At 74.8% G+C, this 15,208-nt stretch carries 5 protein-coding genes; 2 read left to right on the top strand and 3 right to left on the bottom strand.

The window, feature by feature from the left end; genetic code table 11:
* The first annotated feature begins 1,476 nt into the window (after positions 1–1,476).
* Positions 1,477–4,311: an AAA family ATPase gene (locus ACH4T9_RS28110; protein ID WP_396674127.1), complete on the top strand. Its 2,835-nt coding sequence runs from the start codon at positions 1,477–1,479 to the stop codon at positions 4,309–4,311.
* A gap of 472 nt (positions 4,312–4,783) precedes the next feature.
* Complete coding sequence (locus ACH4T9_RS28105; protein WP_396674128.1) at positions 4,784–7,630, top strand: ATP-binding protein; 2,847 nt, start codon at positions 4,784–4,786, stop codon at positions 7,628–7,630.
* A 61-nt stretch (positions 7,631–7,691) separates the two neighbouring features.
* Here the strand turns inward: ACH4T9_RS28105 and ACH4T9_RS28100 are convergent, their stop codons facing one another.
* From ACH4T9_RS28100 to ACH4T9_RS28090, 3 genes are all read right to left on the bottom strand, one after another.
* Positions 7,692–8,534: an ABC transporter permease gene (locus ACH4T9_RS28100; protein ID WP_396674129.1), complete on the bottom strand. Its 843-nt coding sequence runs from the start codon at positions 8,532–8,534 to the stop codon at positions 7,692–7,694.
* Complete coding sequence (locus ACH4T9_RS28095; protein ID WP_396674130.1) at positions 8,531–9,565, bottom strand: ABC transporter ATP-binding protein; 1,035 nt, start codon at positions 9,563–9,565, stop codon at positions 8,531–8,533. Before ACH4T9_RS28095 ends, ACH4T9_RS28100 begins: the two co-directional genes overlap by 4 nt.
* A gap of 87 nt (positions 9,566–9,652) precedes the next feature.
* The gene (locus ACH4T9_RS28090) at positions 9,653–15,202 is read right to left on the bottom strand and encodes a type I polyketide synthase (RefSeq protein ID WP_396674131.1); all 5,550 of its coding nucleotides are present in this window, start codon (positions 15,200–15,202) and stop codon (positions 9,653–9,655) included.
* Positions 15,203–15,208 lie beyond the last annotated feature (6 nt).

Raw genomic sequence — 15,208 nt, 5'->3', positions numbered from 1 at the left:
TGCTCCGAAATTAGGCTGCCCATTCGCTTGGCACAACCCCTAGCCGCGCGGGCCCGCGGCGCTGCTGGCGGGCGGGCTGCCGGGGCGTGACGGGCCGACGGGCCAGGTAGGACGCGATCCGCGCCGGCTCGGAGTGCGACGGCAAGACAGGGGCAGGACGGGCGTGGGGCGACGGCGGGGCGGCAGCGGGGCGAAGGCGCCGCGGCGGCACATTCGGCCGGGACACCCATTCGAGGAAGCTCGGTCCGGACGGGGTGTGAAATAATTGGCGACGGCCATTGCAGTAGAATTGGGATCTGATTCAGGACGGCCTTCGCAATATTGATGTCGAGCCGCCGTTTGAATGCACCGGGCGCCACTGTGGCAACCGCGCGAAGGCGGCGCACGGACAACCATTGAGGCCACATATGTCTTAATTAACGTCTATCTCGCCTATCCGCTGTTAAAGGTTCGAATCGGGCAGGAGTGCGGCGATGCCGCCGATGCGGATCCTCCCGTTTCATCCGCCGTTAGCGACGCCCTCGAACGCGGGCCGGCCGGCGACCGGCGCACACCCGCGGGGCGGGCGCGACAGCAGCGAAAGGCGAATTCTTTTAACTTTTGCCGACGGGGCACCGACCGCTCGGCAACCGGGAGGCGCACCGGAAGCCCCGACCCGGGGGGTGCTTCCGGTCCGCCGCCAGCCCCACCCACCCGGGGGCCCGACGCCGGAGTCCGCCAGCGGTACACCCTGGCCCGGCGGGCACCAGCCTTCAGCCCGACCCGTCGGCGCCGGGCCACGCGATCGGGGCTCTGAGCTGCGCCTTCTTCACACACGGCGACGACCCGGCACCGGACGGGCCAACCGGGCCCGGGCCGCGACCGGCCACCCTGGGCACGAAACGCGGATTCCGGAGCCGCCGCTCGCGCGGGCCGCCTGCGCCCGACACGACGCCCGACGGGCGGGGTGCCGGACGCACCGCCCGAGCACCCGCGACGGCGGCGCGGGCACCGGCGCCGAACGCCGCGACACCTCCCCCGCCAATTCCCGGCAAGTGCCGAAAGCGCCCGCGAGCGGCCCGCTCCGCGAACCGCATCACGTTATGAATTCGGCTGACGACTTTCCGTTGCGGAGGGCGCGTCAGGGCAGGCGCCACCCCGTCGGCACCGAACCGATGTTTGCCTATCCTTTACAACTTCCGGCTTGCCGCCCAATTCCGGGGCTGACATACTCCACCATGCACGGCGGTCGATAGCGGGGGACAAGCCCCGAGGGGGCGGAAATTGCCGATGAAGCTGGTGGGGCCACGATTCAGAGGCGCCATGCAGTCAAGTTAATCGATGGCATGTCTCCTAAATGAGACGGTCGTCTATATTCGCCTATCTGGGAATGGGTCGAAAATTGCCGGTCTCCGATTTCGTCAGGCCCCTCGGCAGCCCTGGGAAGATGGCGCACCCGGTGTCGGCGCACCCCGCGCTCCTTCCGAGGCCACGACCATGGTGTTGACCGAACGGAGCAGCCAGCTCGCCTTCCTGGAGCACCGGCTCGCCGACCGGCTCAGGCCGGCCGGCCGGCTGGCCGACGACCGGCCGTTGACCGTCCTGACGGGCCCCGTCGGCGGGGGCAAGACCACGCTGCTACAGGCGTTCGCCCGGCAGGTCGCCGGGTCCGGCGTCCGCTTCCTCGCCGCCGGCGCGTCCCGCGCCGAGCGCACCGTCCCGCTGGAGGTCATCCGTCAGCTCGTCCGGGCCGCGCCGCTGGGCGACGGCGACCGCGACCGCCTCGGCCGGCTGATCGACCGGGGCGCCCTCGCCTGGGGCGACACCGATGACCGGGACCTGGAGGGCCCCGCCCTGACCACCGCCGCGCTCGGCAGCGCGCTGGTGGAGCTGGCCGGCCGGGTACCCCTGGTCATCGCGGTCGACGACGCCCACCACGCCGACATACCCTCACTGCGCTGTCTGGACTACGCGGCGAGGCGGATCGCCGGCCTCCCCGTGCTGATCGTGCTCACCGAGTCGCCCCGCACCCGGCCGTGGCATCCCGAGGTGTACGCCGAGCTGCTGCAACCCGCGCGGCTGCACCGCATCCGGCTGCCCCTGCTCACCGCCGACGGGACGTACCAACTCCTCGCCGCCCGGCTCGGCGCGCCCGCCGCCCGCCGTATCGCCGACGAGTGCCACGAGATCACCGCCGGCAACCCGCTGCTGGTGCGGGCGCTCAGCGACGACCACCTGGCCGCCACCGGGCAACGCCCGGACCGGCCAGTCGTGGGCGAGGCGTTCCGGGAGGCCGTGCTGAGCTGCCTCTACCGCTGCGAGCACCTGGTGCTCAAGGCCGCCCGGGCGCTCGCGGTGACCGGGGAGCCGCTGCACGGGAGCCTGCTGTCCCACCTCGTCGACGTCCGCGCCGAGTCGGCGCTGCGGGCGATCGACGGGCCGACCAGCGGCGGCCTGGTCACCGCGGACGGGCTGCGACATCCGGCGGTGGTCCAGGCCGTGCTCGACGGGATGACGGCCGAGGAACGCGCCCGGCTGCACCGGGAGGCCGCCTGCCTGCTGCACGAGGACGGCACCGCGCCGGAGCGCATCGCGCGCCATCTGGTCAGGACCGAGGAGCTGGGCGAGCCGTGGATGGCCCAGACCCTGCTGGACGCCGGCGAGCAGGCGCTGCTCGACGGCGAAGCCGGCACCGCCCTGCGCTACCTGCGGCGGGCCAACCGCGACTGCGCCGACGCCTGCCTGCGGGCCAGCATCCGCTCGGCCCTCGCCCGGGCCGAGTGGATGCTGGACCCGCAGGCCGCGGTACCCCACCTGCTCGGCGTCGCCTCCGCAGTTCGGGCGGGGCACCTGAGCAGCCGGCAGGCCGCCGGCCCCATCCAGTTCCTGCTCTGGCACGGCCAGATCGACAAGGCCGTCGAGCTCGTCCACCACCTCGGCGAACGCGCCGACAGCGCCGACCCGAGCTCCGCCGCGGCACTGGTGATCACCAAGGGGTGGCTGGCCACCCTCTACCCCGGGGTAGCGGCCAGCCGGCCGATGCCCTCGCCGTCCGTCCGGGACCCGCTGACCCTGGCCAAGGTCAAGCGGCGGCTCCACGGCGTGACCATGCTGACCACCGTGCTCGAACAGGGCGACGTCGGCGTGGTCGAGGACGCCGAACGGGTGCTGTCCACCATCGGCCTCGACGACGAGCGCAACATGTGGACCGCCGTCTGTGCGCTCGTCGCGACGGTCTACGCCGACCGGCTGGAGCTGGCCGGCGACTGGTCCGAGAAGCTGGGCGACACCCGGGCGGCGCACCGGCTGCCCACCCCGGCGGCGATGATCGCCGCCGTGAAGGCGGTGGTCGCCGAGCGCCTCGGTGACCTGAGCCGGGCCCGGGACCTCGCCGACACCGCGCTGACCCAGCTCTCCCACAAGGGCTGGGGCGTGGTGATCGGGGTACCGCTCGCCGTCCGGCTGCGGGTCCTCACCCTCATGGAGGAACTCGACGCCGCGGCCGGGTGCCTCCAGGTCCCGGTGCCGCAGGCGATGTTCGAGACACCGTTCGGGCTGCACTACCTGCACGCGCGCGGCCTGTACGCCCTGGCCACGGGGAGCCCGGAGGCAGCCCTCGCCGACTTCCAGCTCTGCGGTCAGCTGATGACGTCCTGGCGGCTGGACCTGCCCGCCCTCGTTCCCTGGCGGACCGAGTCGGCCCGGGCGCTGCTGCGGATGGGCCGCCGCGAACGGGCCGAGAAGCTGGTCCGCGAGGAGCTCACCCGGCTGCGGCCCACCCACGTGCGGTACCGGGGGTTCGCGTTGCGCGTCCTGGCCTCGACGGGGGAAGGGCCGGACCGGATCCAGCACCTGCGCGCCGCCGTCCGGCTGCTGCGCCAGTGCGGGGACCGGGCGGAACTCGCCCACAGCCTCGTCGACCTCGGCCACGTCTACCAGGAGCTCGGCGACCTGCGGCAGGCGCGCAACGCCATCCGCGCGGCCCACACCCTGGCCCAGGAGTGCGGCATCCCGCTGCTGCGGCCCAGCGTCGCCACCGGGGCCGCCGGGTCCGGCGAGGTCGCCCCCGACGTGGCGGTGGTGGTCGACGGCCTCAGCGACGCGGAGTCGCGGGTGGCCGCGCTGGCCGCACGGGGCCACACCAACCGGGAGATCGCCGAGAGGCTCTTCCTCACGGTCAGCACCATCGAGCAGCGACTGACCCGGATCTACCGCAAGCTCGACGTCAACTCCCGCAGCGACCTCGCCGTCCGGCTGCGCCTGGGCCGCCCCGGCCCGGCCCCGACGGGGCACGGCGACGCGCCGTCGACCCCGGGCGACCCGGAGCGCTAGCCCTCTGCCCGTCTCCTCTTCTCCATCCCCCGCCGACCCCTGCCGTTCGTATGTGGGCGTGCTGGACAGGCGTCGGCGACGGCGTTGTGACAACATCGAGCCACGGTGCCGTCGCGGACTGTCCACCGTGTCCCATTCGATTCCGTCCCCGGTCGGGCACTCCCCTCCTGCCCCTTGCGCAACCCCTATCGGCGAATGAGATCCGTAGGTTTCGGGCGGGAACGATGGGGTCTCAAGGCCGTTGTCGCACACCCGACCCGGTGCCAGACTCGCCTGAGAATTCCGGACCGCCCGCTGGGGAGCGCGGTCCGGCAGGAAGATCACAGGTCCACCCGGCACGGCGGCCCGGTGTGCCTCACCCCTACCCGGCACCGGGTGGGAGCGGTGAGGTCTGCCGTTCGGCTCGGGAGGGGTGGTGTCGGTCAGCACCGGTAACCCGGTTCGGCACCACATATGAGAGAGGCTGACACGAGTGGTTCTGGTGCAGCGGGACGAACAGATCGCATTGCTCCGGAGGGCGTTCCGCGCCTGCGAGGAGCAGCAACGTGGACACGTGGCGCTGGTGACGGGCGCAGTGGGAAGCGGCAAGACGAGTCTGCTGGAGACGCTCGACGAGTGGGTGGTGGCCGCCGGGGGGCGGGTGCTCAACGCGGCCGGTTCGCGGGCGGAACGCGGACTCCGCCTAGGGGTGCTGGGGCAGCTGTTCCACAGCGCGCGGCTGGATCAGGAGTCGGCCGACCGGGTGGAGAAGCTCATGCGGGACGCCGCCTTCGCCGTACCGCTGCCGGAGCCCGGCGGTGAGGCGGCCGAGGGGGTCGCCTCCGAGGAACAGGTCTGGGCACCGCTGCTGCACGGCCTGTTCACCGCGCTGCTCGACCTGACCAGGTCCGGGCCGCTGGTCCTCACCGTCGACGACGTGCACCACGCGGACCCGGCCTCGCTGCACTGCCTGCTCTACGTCACCCGTCGGCTGCGGCACGCACGGATCATGATCGTGCTCGCCGAGGCGTCGACGCTGCGCCCGTCGCACCCGCTGTTCCGGGCGGAGCTGCTCAGCCAGCCGTACTTCTCCCGGATCAGCCTGCCGCCGCTGACCGTCGACGCCATCGCCCGGATGATCGGCGACGACACCGAGGACGCGCAGGCCCGGGAGGCGGCCGAGAGCCTGTTCAGCATGACCGGCGGCAATCCGCTGCTCACCCGGGCCCTGCTCGACGAGCGGGGCCGGGCCGAATCGGCCGACGACGCCACCCCCGAGCCGGCCGACGGCGACGGGTTCGACCAGGCCGTGCTCGGCTGCCTCTACCGGCACGAGCCGGGGGTGCGGCGGGTCGCCCAGGCGTTGGCGGTGCTGAACCGCCCGGCCCCGACGGAGCTGCTCGGTCACCTCCTCGACGTGGTGCCCGAGTCCGCCGTGCCGGCGGTGCGGGTGCTGCGCACGTCCGGGCTGATGGAGATCGACCAGCTGCGTCACCCGCGTATCCTGCGCTCGATCCTGGCCGACATGTCCCCCGAGGAGCGTCGGGCCCTGCACCAGCGCGCCGCCGAGGTGCTGCACGAGCACGGCGCCGAGCCGGGGGTGATCGCCGAGCACCTGGTCGCCGCCGGTTGGGCGGACGGCGCCTGGTCGGTGCCGGTGCTCTCCGACGCCGCCGGGCAGGCGCTGGCCTCGGGCCGCCCCGACCTCGCCGCCGCCTGCCTGCGCCTGCTCGGCCGCGCAGAGGTGGACGAGCAGCAGCGCAGCACCAACACCGCGATGCTGGTCAACGCCCGCTGGCAGGTCAACCCGCTGACCGTCAACGGGCACCTGACCGAGCTGGTGCAGGCCGCCCGGGCTGCCGGGTGGTCCACCACCGCGGCCCTGTCCACCGTGCCGTACCTGCTCTGGCAGGGCCGGGTGGACGAGGCCACCGAGGCGGTCAGCGGCTTCTCCCCCGACGACGACCACGGCACCGCCACCGGCACCGCCAGCCGGCTGCGGGCGATGCAGCTGCTGGTCTCCCTCTCCTACCCCGACCACCTGGCCACCGTCCGGGAGACCCCGAGCACCTGGAGCCGGGCGGCGACCGCGCCGACGACGATCAGTCCGCAGTTGCAGGCGGTGACCGTGCTCGGCACGGCGCTGATGCCGACCGCCGAGAACGACACCGTGGCCACCGCCGAGCAGCTGCTGCAACGGCACCACACCGACGACGGGTCGCTGGGCCTGCTCACCGCCCCGCTGCTGGCACTGCTCTGGGCGGGCCGGGCCGACCGGGTGGCGGTCTGGGGGGACGTGCTGCTCAACCGACCGGCGGCACGGCACGCCCCGGTGTGGCGGGCGATCGTGCGGGCGGCGCGGGCCGAGGCGGCGCTGCGCCTGGGTGACCTGCCGGGCGCGGAGCACCAGGCCCGGACGGCGTTGGTGGACCTGCCCGCCCCGGCGTGGGGGGTGGCGATCGCCGGCCCGCTGGCCACGCTGATCGGCTGCGCGACCGAGGCGGGCCGGTTCGCCGAGGCCGACCGGTGGCTGGCCCACCCCATGCCGGCCGGCATGCTCCGCACCCCGCTGGGTGTGCACTACCTGGCCGCCCGGGGCCGCCACCACCTGGCCATGGGCCGGCCGCACGCGGCGATCACCGACCTGCGCCGGTGCGGCGAGCTGGTACGCGCCTGGGGCGTCGACGTCGCCGGGCTGGCGCCGTGGCGGCTGGAGCTGGCCCGGGTGCAGCTCAGCGTCGGCAACAAGACGCAGGCCACCCAACTGTTGCAGGAGCAGCTGCGGATCGCCCACGGGGTCGACGACCGGACCCGGGGGCGGTCGCTGCGGCTGCTCGCCACGACCGCCGCCCCGGACCACCGGCGCAAGCTGCTCTCCGAGGCGGTGAACCTGCTGCAGTCCTGCGGGGACCGGCTGGAGCTCGTCCGGGCCCTCGGCGACACCGGGCAGACCCTGCAACGGGCCGGCGACTCCGCCCGGGCCCGGCTGCTGGTCCGCCGGGCGTACCAGCTGGCCCAGGACTGCGGGGCGTCGGTGCTGGCCCAACGGTTGATCCGGCGGGAGCCGGGCGGCGGGCTGCCGGCGTACCAGGCGAGCACCGAGCCGCAGGAACCGGACGACGGCCTGAGCGAGGCCGAGCGACGGGTCGCCGCGCTGGCTGCCCAGGGGCACACCAACCGGCAGATCTCCAGCAAGCTGTTCATCACGGTGAGCACCGTCGAGCAGCACCTGACCCGGGTCTACCGGAAGCTGGACGTCAAGCGGCGCACCGACCTGCCGGCCCGGCTCATCGCGTTCGCGGAGCCGCTGGCCGAGGAGGCGCAGGGCGCGGCGTCCTGACCGGGACGCGAGAAGGGCGCCGGGTGGTCTCCCACCACGGCGCCCTTCTCGCGTAACGCGGTCAGTCCATGGACCGGCGCAGGAAGCCGCGGGTCCCGATCGCGGTGGCGACGACGAACACGCCGGCGAGGACGATCAGGTCCAGCCAGAGCGGCACCGACTCGACACCGGGCGGGGCGACCAGCGACCGGGTGGCCTCGCTGACGTAGGTCAGCGGGTTGAGCGTGCAGATCACCTGGAACCAGGGCAGGGAGTCCAGGGCCCGCAGCGGGAACTGGGTGGCGCCGGTGAACATCAGCGGCGTCATGATCACGGTGAACATGATCTGGATCCGGTGCGGCGGGACCAGGGTGCCGAACGTGAGACCGAGCGCCGCGCCGACCAGCGCGCCGGCCGCCAGCACCACGATCACCTTGAGCGCCGTCAGCACGGGCCAGGTGACCCCCAGCATGAGCATGCCGATCGGGATCAGCACCAGGCCGGCGATCGTGCCGCGGATGGCCCCGAAGATGATCTTCTCGAAGGCGACCAGGGGGATCGACAGCGGGGAGAGCAGCCGGTCCTCGATCTCCCTGGTGAAGGAGAAGTCCATCACCAGCGGCAGCGCGGTGTTCTCCAGGCCGATCAGGAAGGCGTTCAGCGCGATGACGCCGGGCAGCAGGACGTTGGCGAAGTCGTTGCTGGCGTACCCCAGCTCGCCGAGCACCTTGCCGAAGATCAGCAACATGAACAGCGGCTGGATGAAGACCTGGGCCAGGAACGCGCCCAGCTCGCGGCCGGTGACGAACAGGTCGCGCGCGAGCACCGCGCGGAACGTGGCGAGCTGGTCCAGCCAGCGCACGGAACGAGGCGCCGTGAACGCCTGCGTCGGCGCGGACGGGGCGGCGGGTGCGGTGACGCTCACCGAAGTTCCCTTCCGGTCAGGTGGATGAAGACGTCTTCCAGGCTGGGCTGGCCGATGCTGAGGTCGCGGACCTCACAGTTCAGGTCGCCGAGGATCTTCAGCGCCATCGGCACGGCGTGGGCCGGCTGGGTGCCGGTGTAGACCCGGAAGGACAGGGTGGCGTCCGGGTCGGCCGGCGCGGCGGGCATGGGCATGGGCGGCATCCCGGGGAACGCCGGCATGCCGCCGCCCGCGCCACCGCGCAGCTGCTCCACCCGCTCCACGTCCGCGATGTTGCCGAGCGCGGCCTGCACCTCCTCGGCCGGCGCGCCGGCACCGACCACCAGGGTCAGCGTGCTGCTGCCCGGCAGGGTGCGGGTCAGCGCGGCGGGGGTGTCCAGAGTGAGCAGCTTGCCGTGGTCGATGATGCCGACCCGGTCGCAGAGCTTCTCCGCCTCGTCCATGTCGTGGGTGGTGACCACCACGGTCACCCCCTGCTGCTTCAGCTCGGCGATCCGGTCGTGCACGAAAAGCCGCGACTGCGGGTCGAGGCCGCTGGAGGGCTCGTCGAGGAAGAGCACCCGGGGCGAGTGCATCAGCGCCCGCGCGATCATCGTGCGCTGCGCCAGACCGCCGGAGAGGAAGTCGGTGCGAAGCTTGGCCATCTCCGTGAGGCCCATCTGCTCCAGCAGCTCGTCCGCCCGCCGGTTGCGCTCGGCCCGCGGCACGCGGTGGTACGCCGCGTGGAACACCAGGTTCTGCCGGACGGTCAACGCCCGGTCCAGGTTCACCCGCTGCGGCACGACCGCCAGCAACTGCCGGGCCACGGCCGGCGCGCCGATCACGTCCGCGCCGCAGACGGTGGCCCGACCCGAGGTGGCTCGCACCCGTGTGGTCAGCACCCCGATCGTCGTCGTCTTGCCCGCGCCGTTCGGCCCGAGCAGACCGAAGACCTCACCAGCGGCGACGGTGAAACTCAGTCCGTCCACCGCCGGTGGCATGTTGGGCTGGTACTGCTTGACCAGCTCCGTGACCACCACTGCCTCGTCCACGTCGTCATGCTCCCGTCCAGGTCATCTATGGGACAGATACGGATCTTTGAATAGGGGGCGCTAGGGGGATCGCAGGGGCGCGGGCCCTCACAGGCCATGCCCGGCCAGCCACCCCTGCAGGCTCGCGGCCAGCTGCGGGCCCCGGTCGGCGACCATGCTGAAGTGGTCGCCGGCCGCGTCCACCGCCTCGTGCGGGTACGGCCACCGGGACCGCCAGCCGTCGGCCTCCCCCGTCCACTTCCCCAGCGGCTCGCTGGCCCGCACCAGCAGGGTCGCCGACGTCATCGGGGCGGGCTGCCAGTCCAGGAACAACGGCAGGTACCCGGCCCACGCGGTGGTCCGCCAGTCGTCCATCGGGGTGTACGCGCTGTCCCGCTCGGTCATCCCGTCGAGCAGCTCCGGCACCCAGCCGCCGAGCACCTCGCTGTCGGCCGGGTAGGTGTCCATCAGCACCACGGCGGCCGGCGGCCGGCCCTGGCGGTCCAGCTCGCGTGCGAGCACGTTGGCGACCATCGCGCCGCCGGAGTGCCCGCCCAGCACGTACGGGCCGTCGCCGATGGCGCGCAGCACCGTGTCAGCGTGCACCCGCAGCAGGGCGTCCAGGTCGGCGGGCAGCTCCTCGCCCGCCCCGAACCCGGGGTTGGGCAGCGCCCAGACGTCGCGCAGGCCGCGGAAGCCGGACGCGAGCCGGGCGTACTCGTGCGCGCCGGAGAGCAGCGACATGGTGCAGCAGAAGACCAGCGGCGCACCGGCGCCGCCCTCGGCCAGCCGAAGGATCCCGGCCGGCCGGGAGAGCTGCCCGGGGTCGGTGAAGGACGGCCGGAACTGGGCGAGCTTGACCAGCAGCTCGGCGTACCCGGCGGAGTCCTCGCGAGCCTTGGGCTGGTTGAACAGCCCGCCGAGCAGCCCGCCGCCGCCCACCCCGCCGCCGTCGCCCGCTCCGGTCGCCGCGTCGCCGGCCGCGCCCGCGCCGAGGAGCTGGCCGAGCAGGTGCCGGGCCAGCGCCGTCGGGGTGGGGTGGTCGAACAGCAGGGTGGCGGACAGCTCCGCGCCGGTCTCCTGACGCAACGCGTCGCGCAGTTCGAGGGCGGTCAGCGAGTCGAAGCCGAGTTCCAGGAAGTCCCGGTCGGCCTCGATCGCCCCGGGCGAGGCGTGCCCGAGCACCGTGGCCACCCGCGCCCGGACCAGGTCCAGCAGGATCCGCTCCCGGTCCGCGGCGGTGCTGCCGGTTAGTCGGGTCAGCAGCGCCCGGGCGGGGTCGCCGGCGTCGCCCCCGGCCGACCCGTCCGCCGCGGCGGCGGCCGTCGCCTCGGGAACGCCGCGCAGCAGCGGGCTGGGCCGTACCGCGGTGAAGGCCGGCACGAACGCGGGCCAGTCGATGTCGGCGACGGCGAGCTGGTCGTCGCCCCGGCCCACGGCCTGCTGCAACGCGGCGACGGCCAGCTCGGCGTCGAGCGGCCGGACGCCCCGGCGACGTAGCTGCTCCGGCTCGGCGACCTCGTCAGCCCACGGCACCCAGGCCAGCACGGTGGTCGGCCGGCCGGCGGCCCGGCGGCGGGCGGCCAGCGCCTCCAGGCCCGCGCCGGCGGCGGCCGTGACCGCCGCGCCACCGCCGCCCCAGGTCGCGGCGGTGGAGGTGAAGACCACGAACTCGTCGACGGGCCGGTCGGCGCAGGCGGAGTCGAGCAGCTCCACGGCGGCGACGCGGGCGGCGACGGCGACGGCCAGCTCCGCCGGGTCCAGGCCGGCGACCGGCTCGCCCGCCCCGCCGGCGTCGGCCACGTGGACGACCGTGCGGACCGGGTGGCCGTCGGCGGCGAGCCGGTCCAGCAGGCCAGGCAGCGCCGCGGGATCGTCCACCGGGGTGACCTCGACGCCCCGCCCGGTCAGCCCGGTTGCCGCCTCGGCGGGCAGGGCCGCCCCGGTGAGGACCAGGTGCCGCGCGCCCCGGTCGGCGAGCCAGCGCAGCACGTGCGGGCCCCGCACGCCGGCCGCGCCGTCGACCAGCACCGCTCCCCTGGGATGCCAGTCCTCGTCGGCGGCGGCCGGGCCCGTCGGGGCGGGTTCCAGTCGCCGCGCGTACACCCCGGCGGGCCGGACCGCGAGCTGGTCCTCGTCGCTCCCGGCCGCGACGAGCCGGGCCAGCGCCGCGAGGGCGGCGTCGTCCGGCTCCGCCGGCAGGTCTACCAGGCCGCCCCACAGCCGTGGCATCTCCAGCGCGAGCACCCGGCCCAGGCCCCAGACGTACGCCCCGGCGACGCCCGGCGCGGGATCGTCCGGGTCGACGGCGACGGCTCCCCGGGTCACGCACCACACCGGCGCGCCGCCGTCGGCCGCGCCCAGGACCCGGACCAGCGCGGCGGTGCCGGCCAGCGCGACGGTGCCGGCCAGGTCGCCCGCCGCCGAAGCGACGGTGCCGGCCAGGTCGCCCGCCGCCGAAGCGACGGTGCCGGCCGGGTCGCCCGCCGCCAGCAGCGACACCACGACCGACGGGGCGTCCCCGGCGGGCAGCACGAGGTCGCCGGGGTCGTCGCCCACGGGCACCAGCACCGGCGACAGGCCCTCGGCGCGCAGCGCGGCCAGCACCGGGTCCGCGTCCACGCCGGTCGGGGCGACCACCAGACAGGGACCGGCCGGCGGGGCGACGGCGGTCGGCGGGGCGATCCGCGCCCAGCCGGCCCGGTACCGCAGGCCGTCCAGCTCCGTACGCCGGCGCTGCCGGCCCCGGTACGCCCCGAGAACGGGCAGCAGCTCGGCCAGGGCGTCCCGCCGGTCGCCGCCGAGGCCGAGGACGGCGGCCAGCGCGGCCGGCTCGTCGGCCTCGACGGCGGCCCAGAAGTCCCCGTCCACGGCGTCCGCCGCCGGGGGCGGGACGAGGCGGAACCCGGGCGGCTCCGGCCAGTACCGCTCATGGTGGAAGGCGTAGGTGGGCAGGTCGACGCGGGCGGCGTCGGCGCCGGTGAACAGGGCGGGCCAGTCCACCGCGGTACCCCGCAGGTCCACGGCGGCGAGGGCGGCGAGCAGCCCGGCCGCCTCCGGCTGGTCCCGGCGGGCCACCGGCACGAAGGCCGCCGGGTCGACGTCGGGCAGGCACTCCCGGCCCAGCGCGGTGAGCGCGCCGTCCGGGCCCAGCTCCAGGAAGGTGCCCACCCCGGCGGCGGCCAGGGTGGCGATGCCGGCGTGGAAGCGCACCGTGTCCCGCACGTGGTCGACCCAGTAGCCGGGGTCGGTGGCCTGCTCGGCGGTGAGCACGTCGCCGGTGCGGTCGGAGACGACCGGCAGCCTCGGCGGATGCCAGGTGACCTTCTCGGCGACCACCCGGAAGTCGGCGAGCATGGCGTCCATCCGGGCGGAGTGGAACGCGTGACTGACCCGCAGCCGGCGGGTCCGCCTGCCCTGCGCGGCGAGGCTCTCGCCGGCCGCGAGCACGGCGTCGGCGTCGCCGGAGAGCACCACCGACGCGGGGCCGTTCACGGCGGCCAGGGCGACCCGGTCGCCGAGCTGCGGCGCCACCTCCGCCTCGGACGCCCGGACCGCCAGCATCGCCCCGCCGTCGGGCAGGGCCTGCATCAGCCGTCCCCGGGCGGCCACCAGGGTCGCCGCGTCGGCCAGCGACAGCACCCCGGCGACGTGCGCCGCGGCCAGCTCGCCGACGGAGTGCCCGAGCAGCTGCTGCGGGCGCAGCCCCCACGCGGTGACCAGCCGGTACGCGGCCACCTCGTACGCGAACAGCGCCGGCTGGGTGAACTCGGTGCGGTCCAGCAGGGCCGCCTCGGGCGAGCCGGGGTCGGCGAAGACGACCTCGCGCAGCGGGCGGGTCAGGTGCCGGTCGAGTTCGGCGGCCACCTCGTCGAAGGCTGCGGCAAAGACCGGGAACCGGCGGTGCAGCTCGGCACCCATTCCGGGGCGCTGCGCGCCCTGGCCGGTGAAGAGGAAGGCGAGCTTGCCGGCCGGGCGGGCCACCCCACGGGTCACGCCCGCGGCGGGCCGGTCCTCGGCGACGGCCCGCAGGCCGGCCCGCAGCGCGTCGCCGTCCGCGCCGGTCACGGCCGCCCGGTGCGGCAGCGCCGCCCGGGTGGTGACCAGCGAGTACGCCACGTCGGCCGGGGTCAGGTCGGGGTGGGCGGCCAGGTGGTCCAGCAGCCGGCGGGCCTGCCCCGCGAGGGCCGGCGCGGAACGGGCGGAGACGATCCACGGCGCCGGCGGGGCAGGTGCCCCGGCGGGACGGGGCGGCGGCACGTCGGCGGGGTCGGGCTGCTCGATGATGGTGTGCGCGTTGGTGCCGCTGACCCCGAACGCGGACACCCCGGCGCGGCGCGGCTGCCCGGTCTCCGGCCACGGGACCGCCTCGGTGAGCAGGGACACCGCCCCGGCGGACCAGTCGACGTGCGGGGTGGGGCGGTCGACGTGCAGCGTGGACGGCAGCGTCCCGTGCCGCATGGCGTGGACCATCTTGATGATGCCGGCGACCCCGGCGGCGGCCTGGGTGTGGCCGATGTTCGACTTCACCGAGCCGAGCAGCAGCGGCCGGTCCGCCGGCCGGTCCCGGCCGTACGTGGCGAGCAGCGCCTGCGCCTCGATCGGGTCGCCGAGGGTGGTGCCGGTGCCGTGCGCCTCCACCACGTCGACCTGGTCGGCGGTCAGCCCGGCGTTGGCCAGCGCCTGCTTGATCACCCGACGCTGGGAGGGGCCGTTGGGGGCGGTGAGCCCGCTGCTGGCCCCGTCCTGGTTGACCGCGCTGCCGCGCACCACGGCGAGGACCCGGTGGCCGTTTCGGCGGGCGTCGGAGAGCCGCTCGACGAGCAGCATGCCGACCCCCTCGGACCAGCCGGTGCCGTCGGCGGCGGCGGCGAACGACTTGCACCGCCCGTCGGTGGACAGCCCACGCTGGCGGGAGAACTCCACGAAGACCGTCGGGGTGGCCATCACCGACACCCCGCCGGCCAGCGCCAGGGTGCACTCGCCCAGCCGCAGGGCCTGGCAGGCCAGGTGCAGCGCGACCAGCGATGACGAGCAGGCGGTGTCCACGGTGACCGCCGGGCCCTCCAGCCCGAGGGCGTACGAGATCCGGCCGCTGGCCACGGCGGCGGCGCTGCCGGTGCCGAGGTACCCCTCGACGCCGCCGCCGACCCCGGACAGCAGGGCCGCGTAGTCGCCCTGGCTGCTGGTCGCCGCGTACACGCCGGTGGGCGCGCCGCGCAGCGTGGTCGGGTCGATCCCGGCCCGCTCGAACGCCTCCCACGCGGCCTCCAGCAGCAGCCGCTGCTGCGGGTCCATGGCCAGCGCCTCGCGGGGGCTGATGCCGAAGAACGCGGGGTCGAAGTCGCCGGCGGAGTAGAGGAACCCGCCCTCCCGCACGTACGAGGTGCCCCGGCTGTCCGGGTCGGTGTTGTACAGGGCGTCGAGGTTCCACCCCCGGTCGTCGGGGAACGGCGCCATCGCGTCGGCCCCGGCGGCGACCAGGTCCCAGAGCTGCTCCGGCGAGCGCACGCCGCCGGGGAACCGGCAGCTCATCCCGATGATCGCCACCGGTTCGGTGAGCGTGGCGGCGAGCTGCTGGTTCTGCTGCTTGAGCTTCTGGTTGTCGAGCAGGGACGCGCGCAGCGCGCTGACGACCTCGTCCAGTGAGACGCTCATCGGGGG

Origin of the sequence: Micromonospora sp. NPDC020750, from assembly GCF_044334565.1 — a bacterium.
GTDB lineage: Bacteria > Actinomycetota > Actinomycetes > Mycobacteriales > Micromonosporaceae > Micromonospora.
Note: the sequence above shows the minus strand (reverse complement) of the source record. Positions and strands in the feature narration are given on the sequence as shown.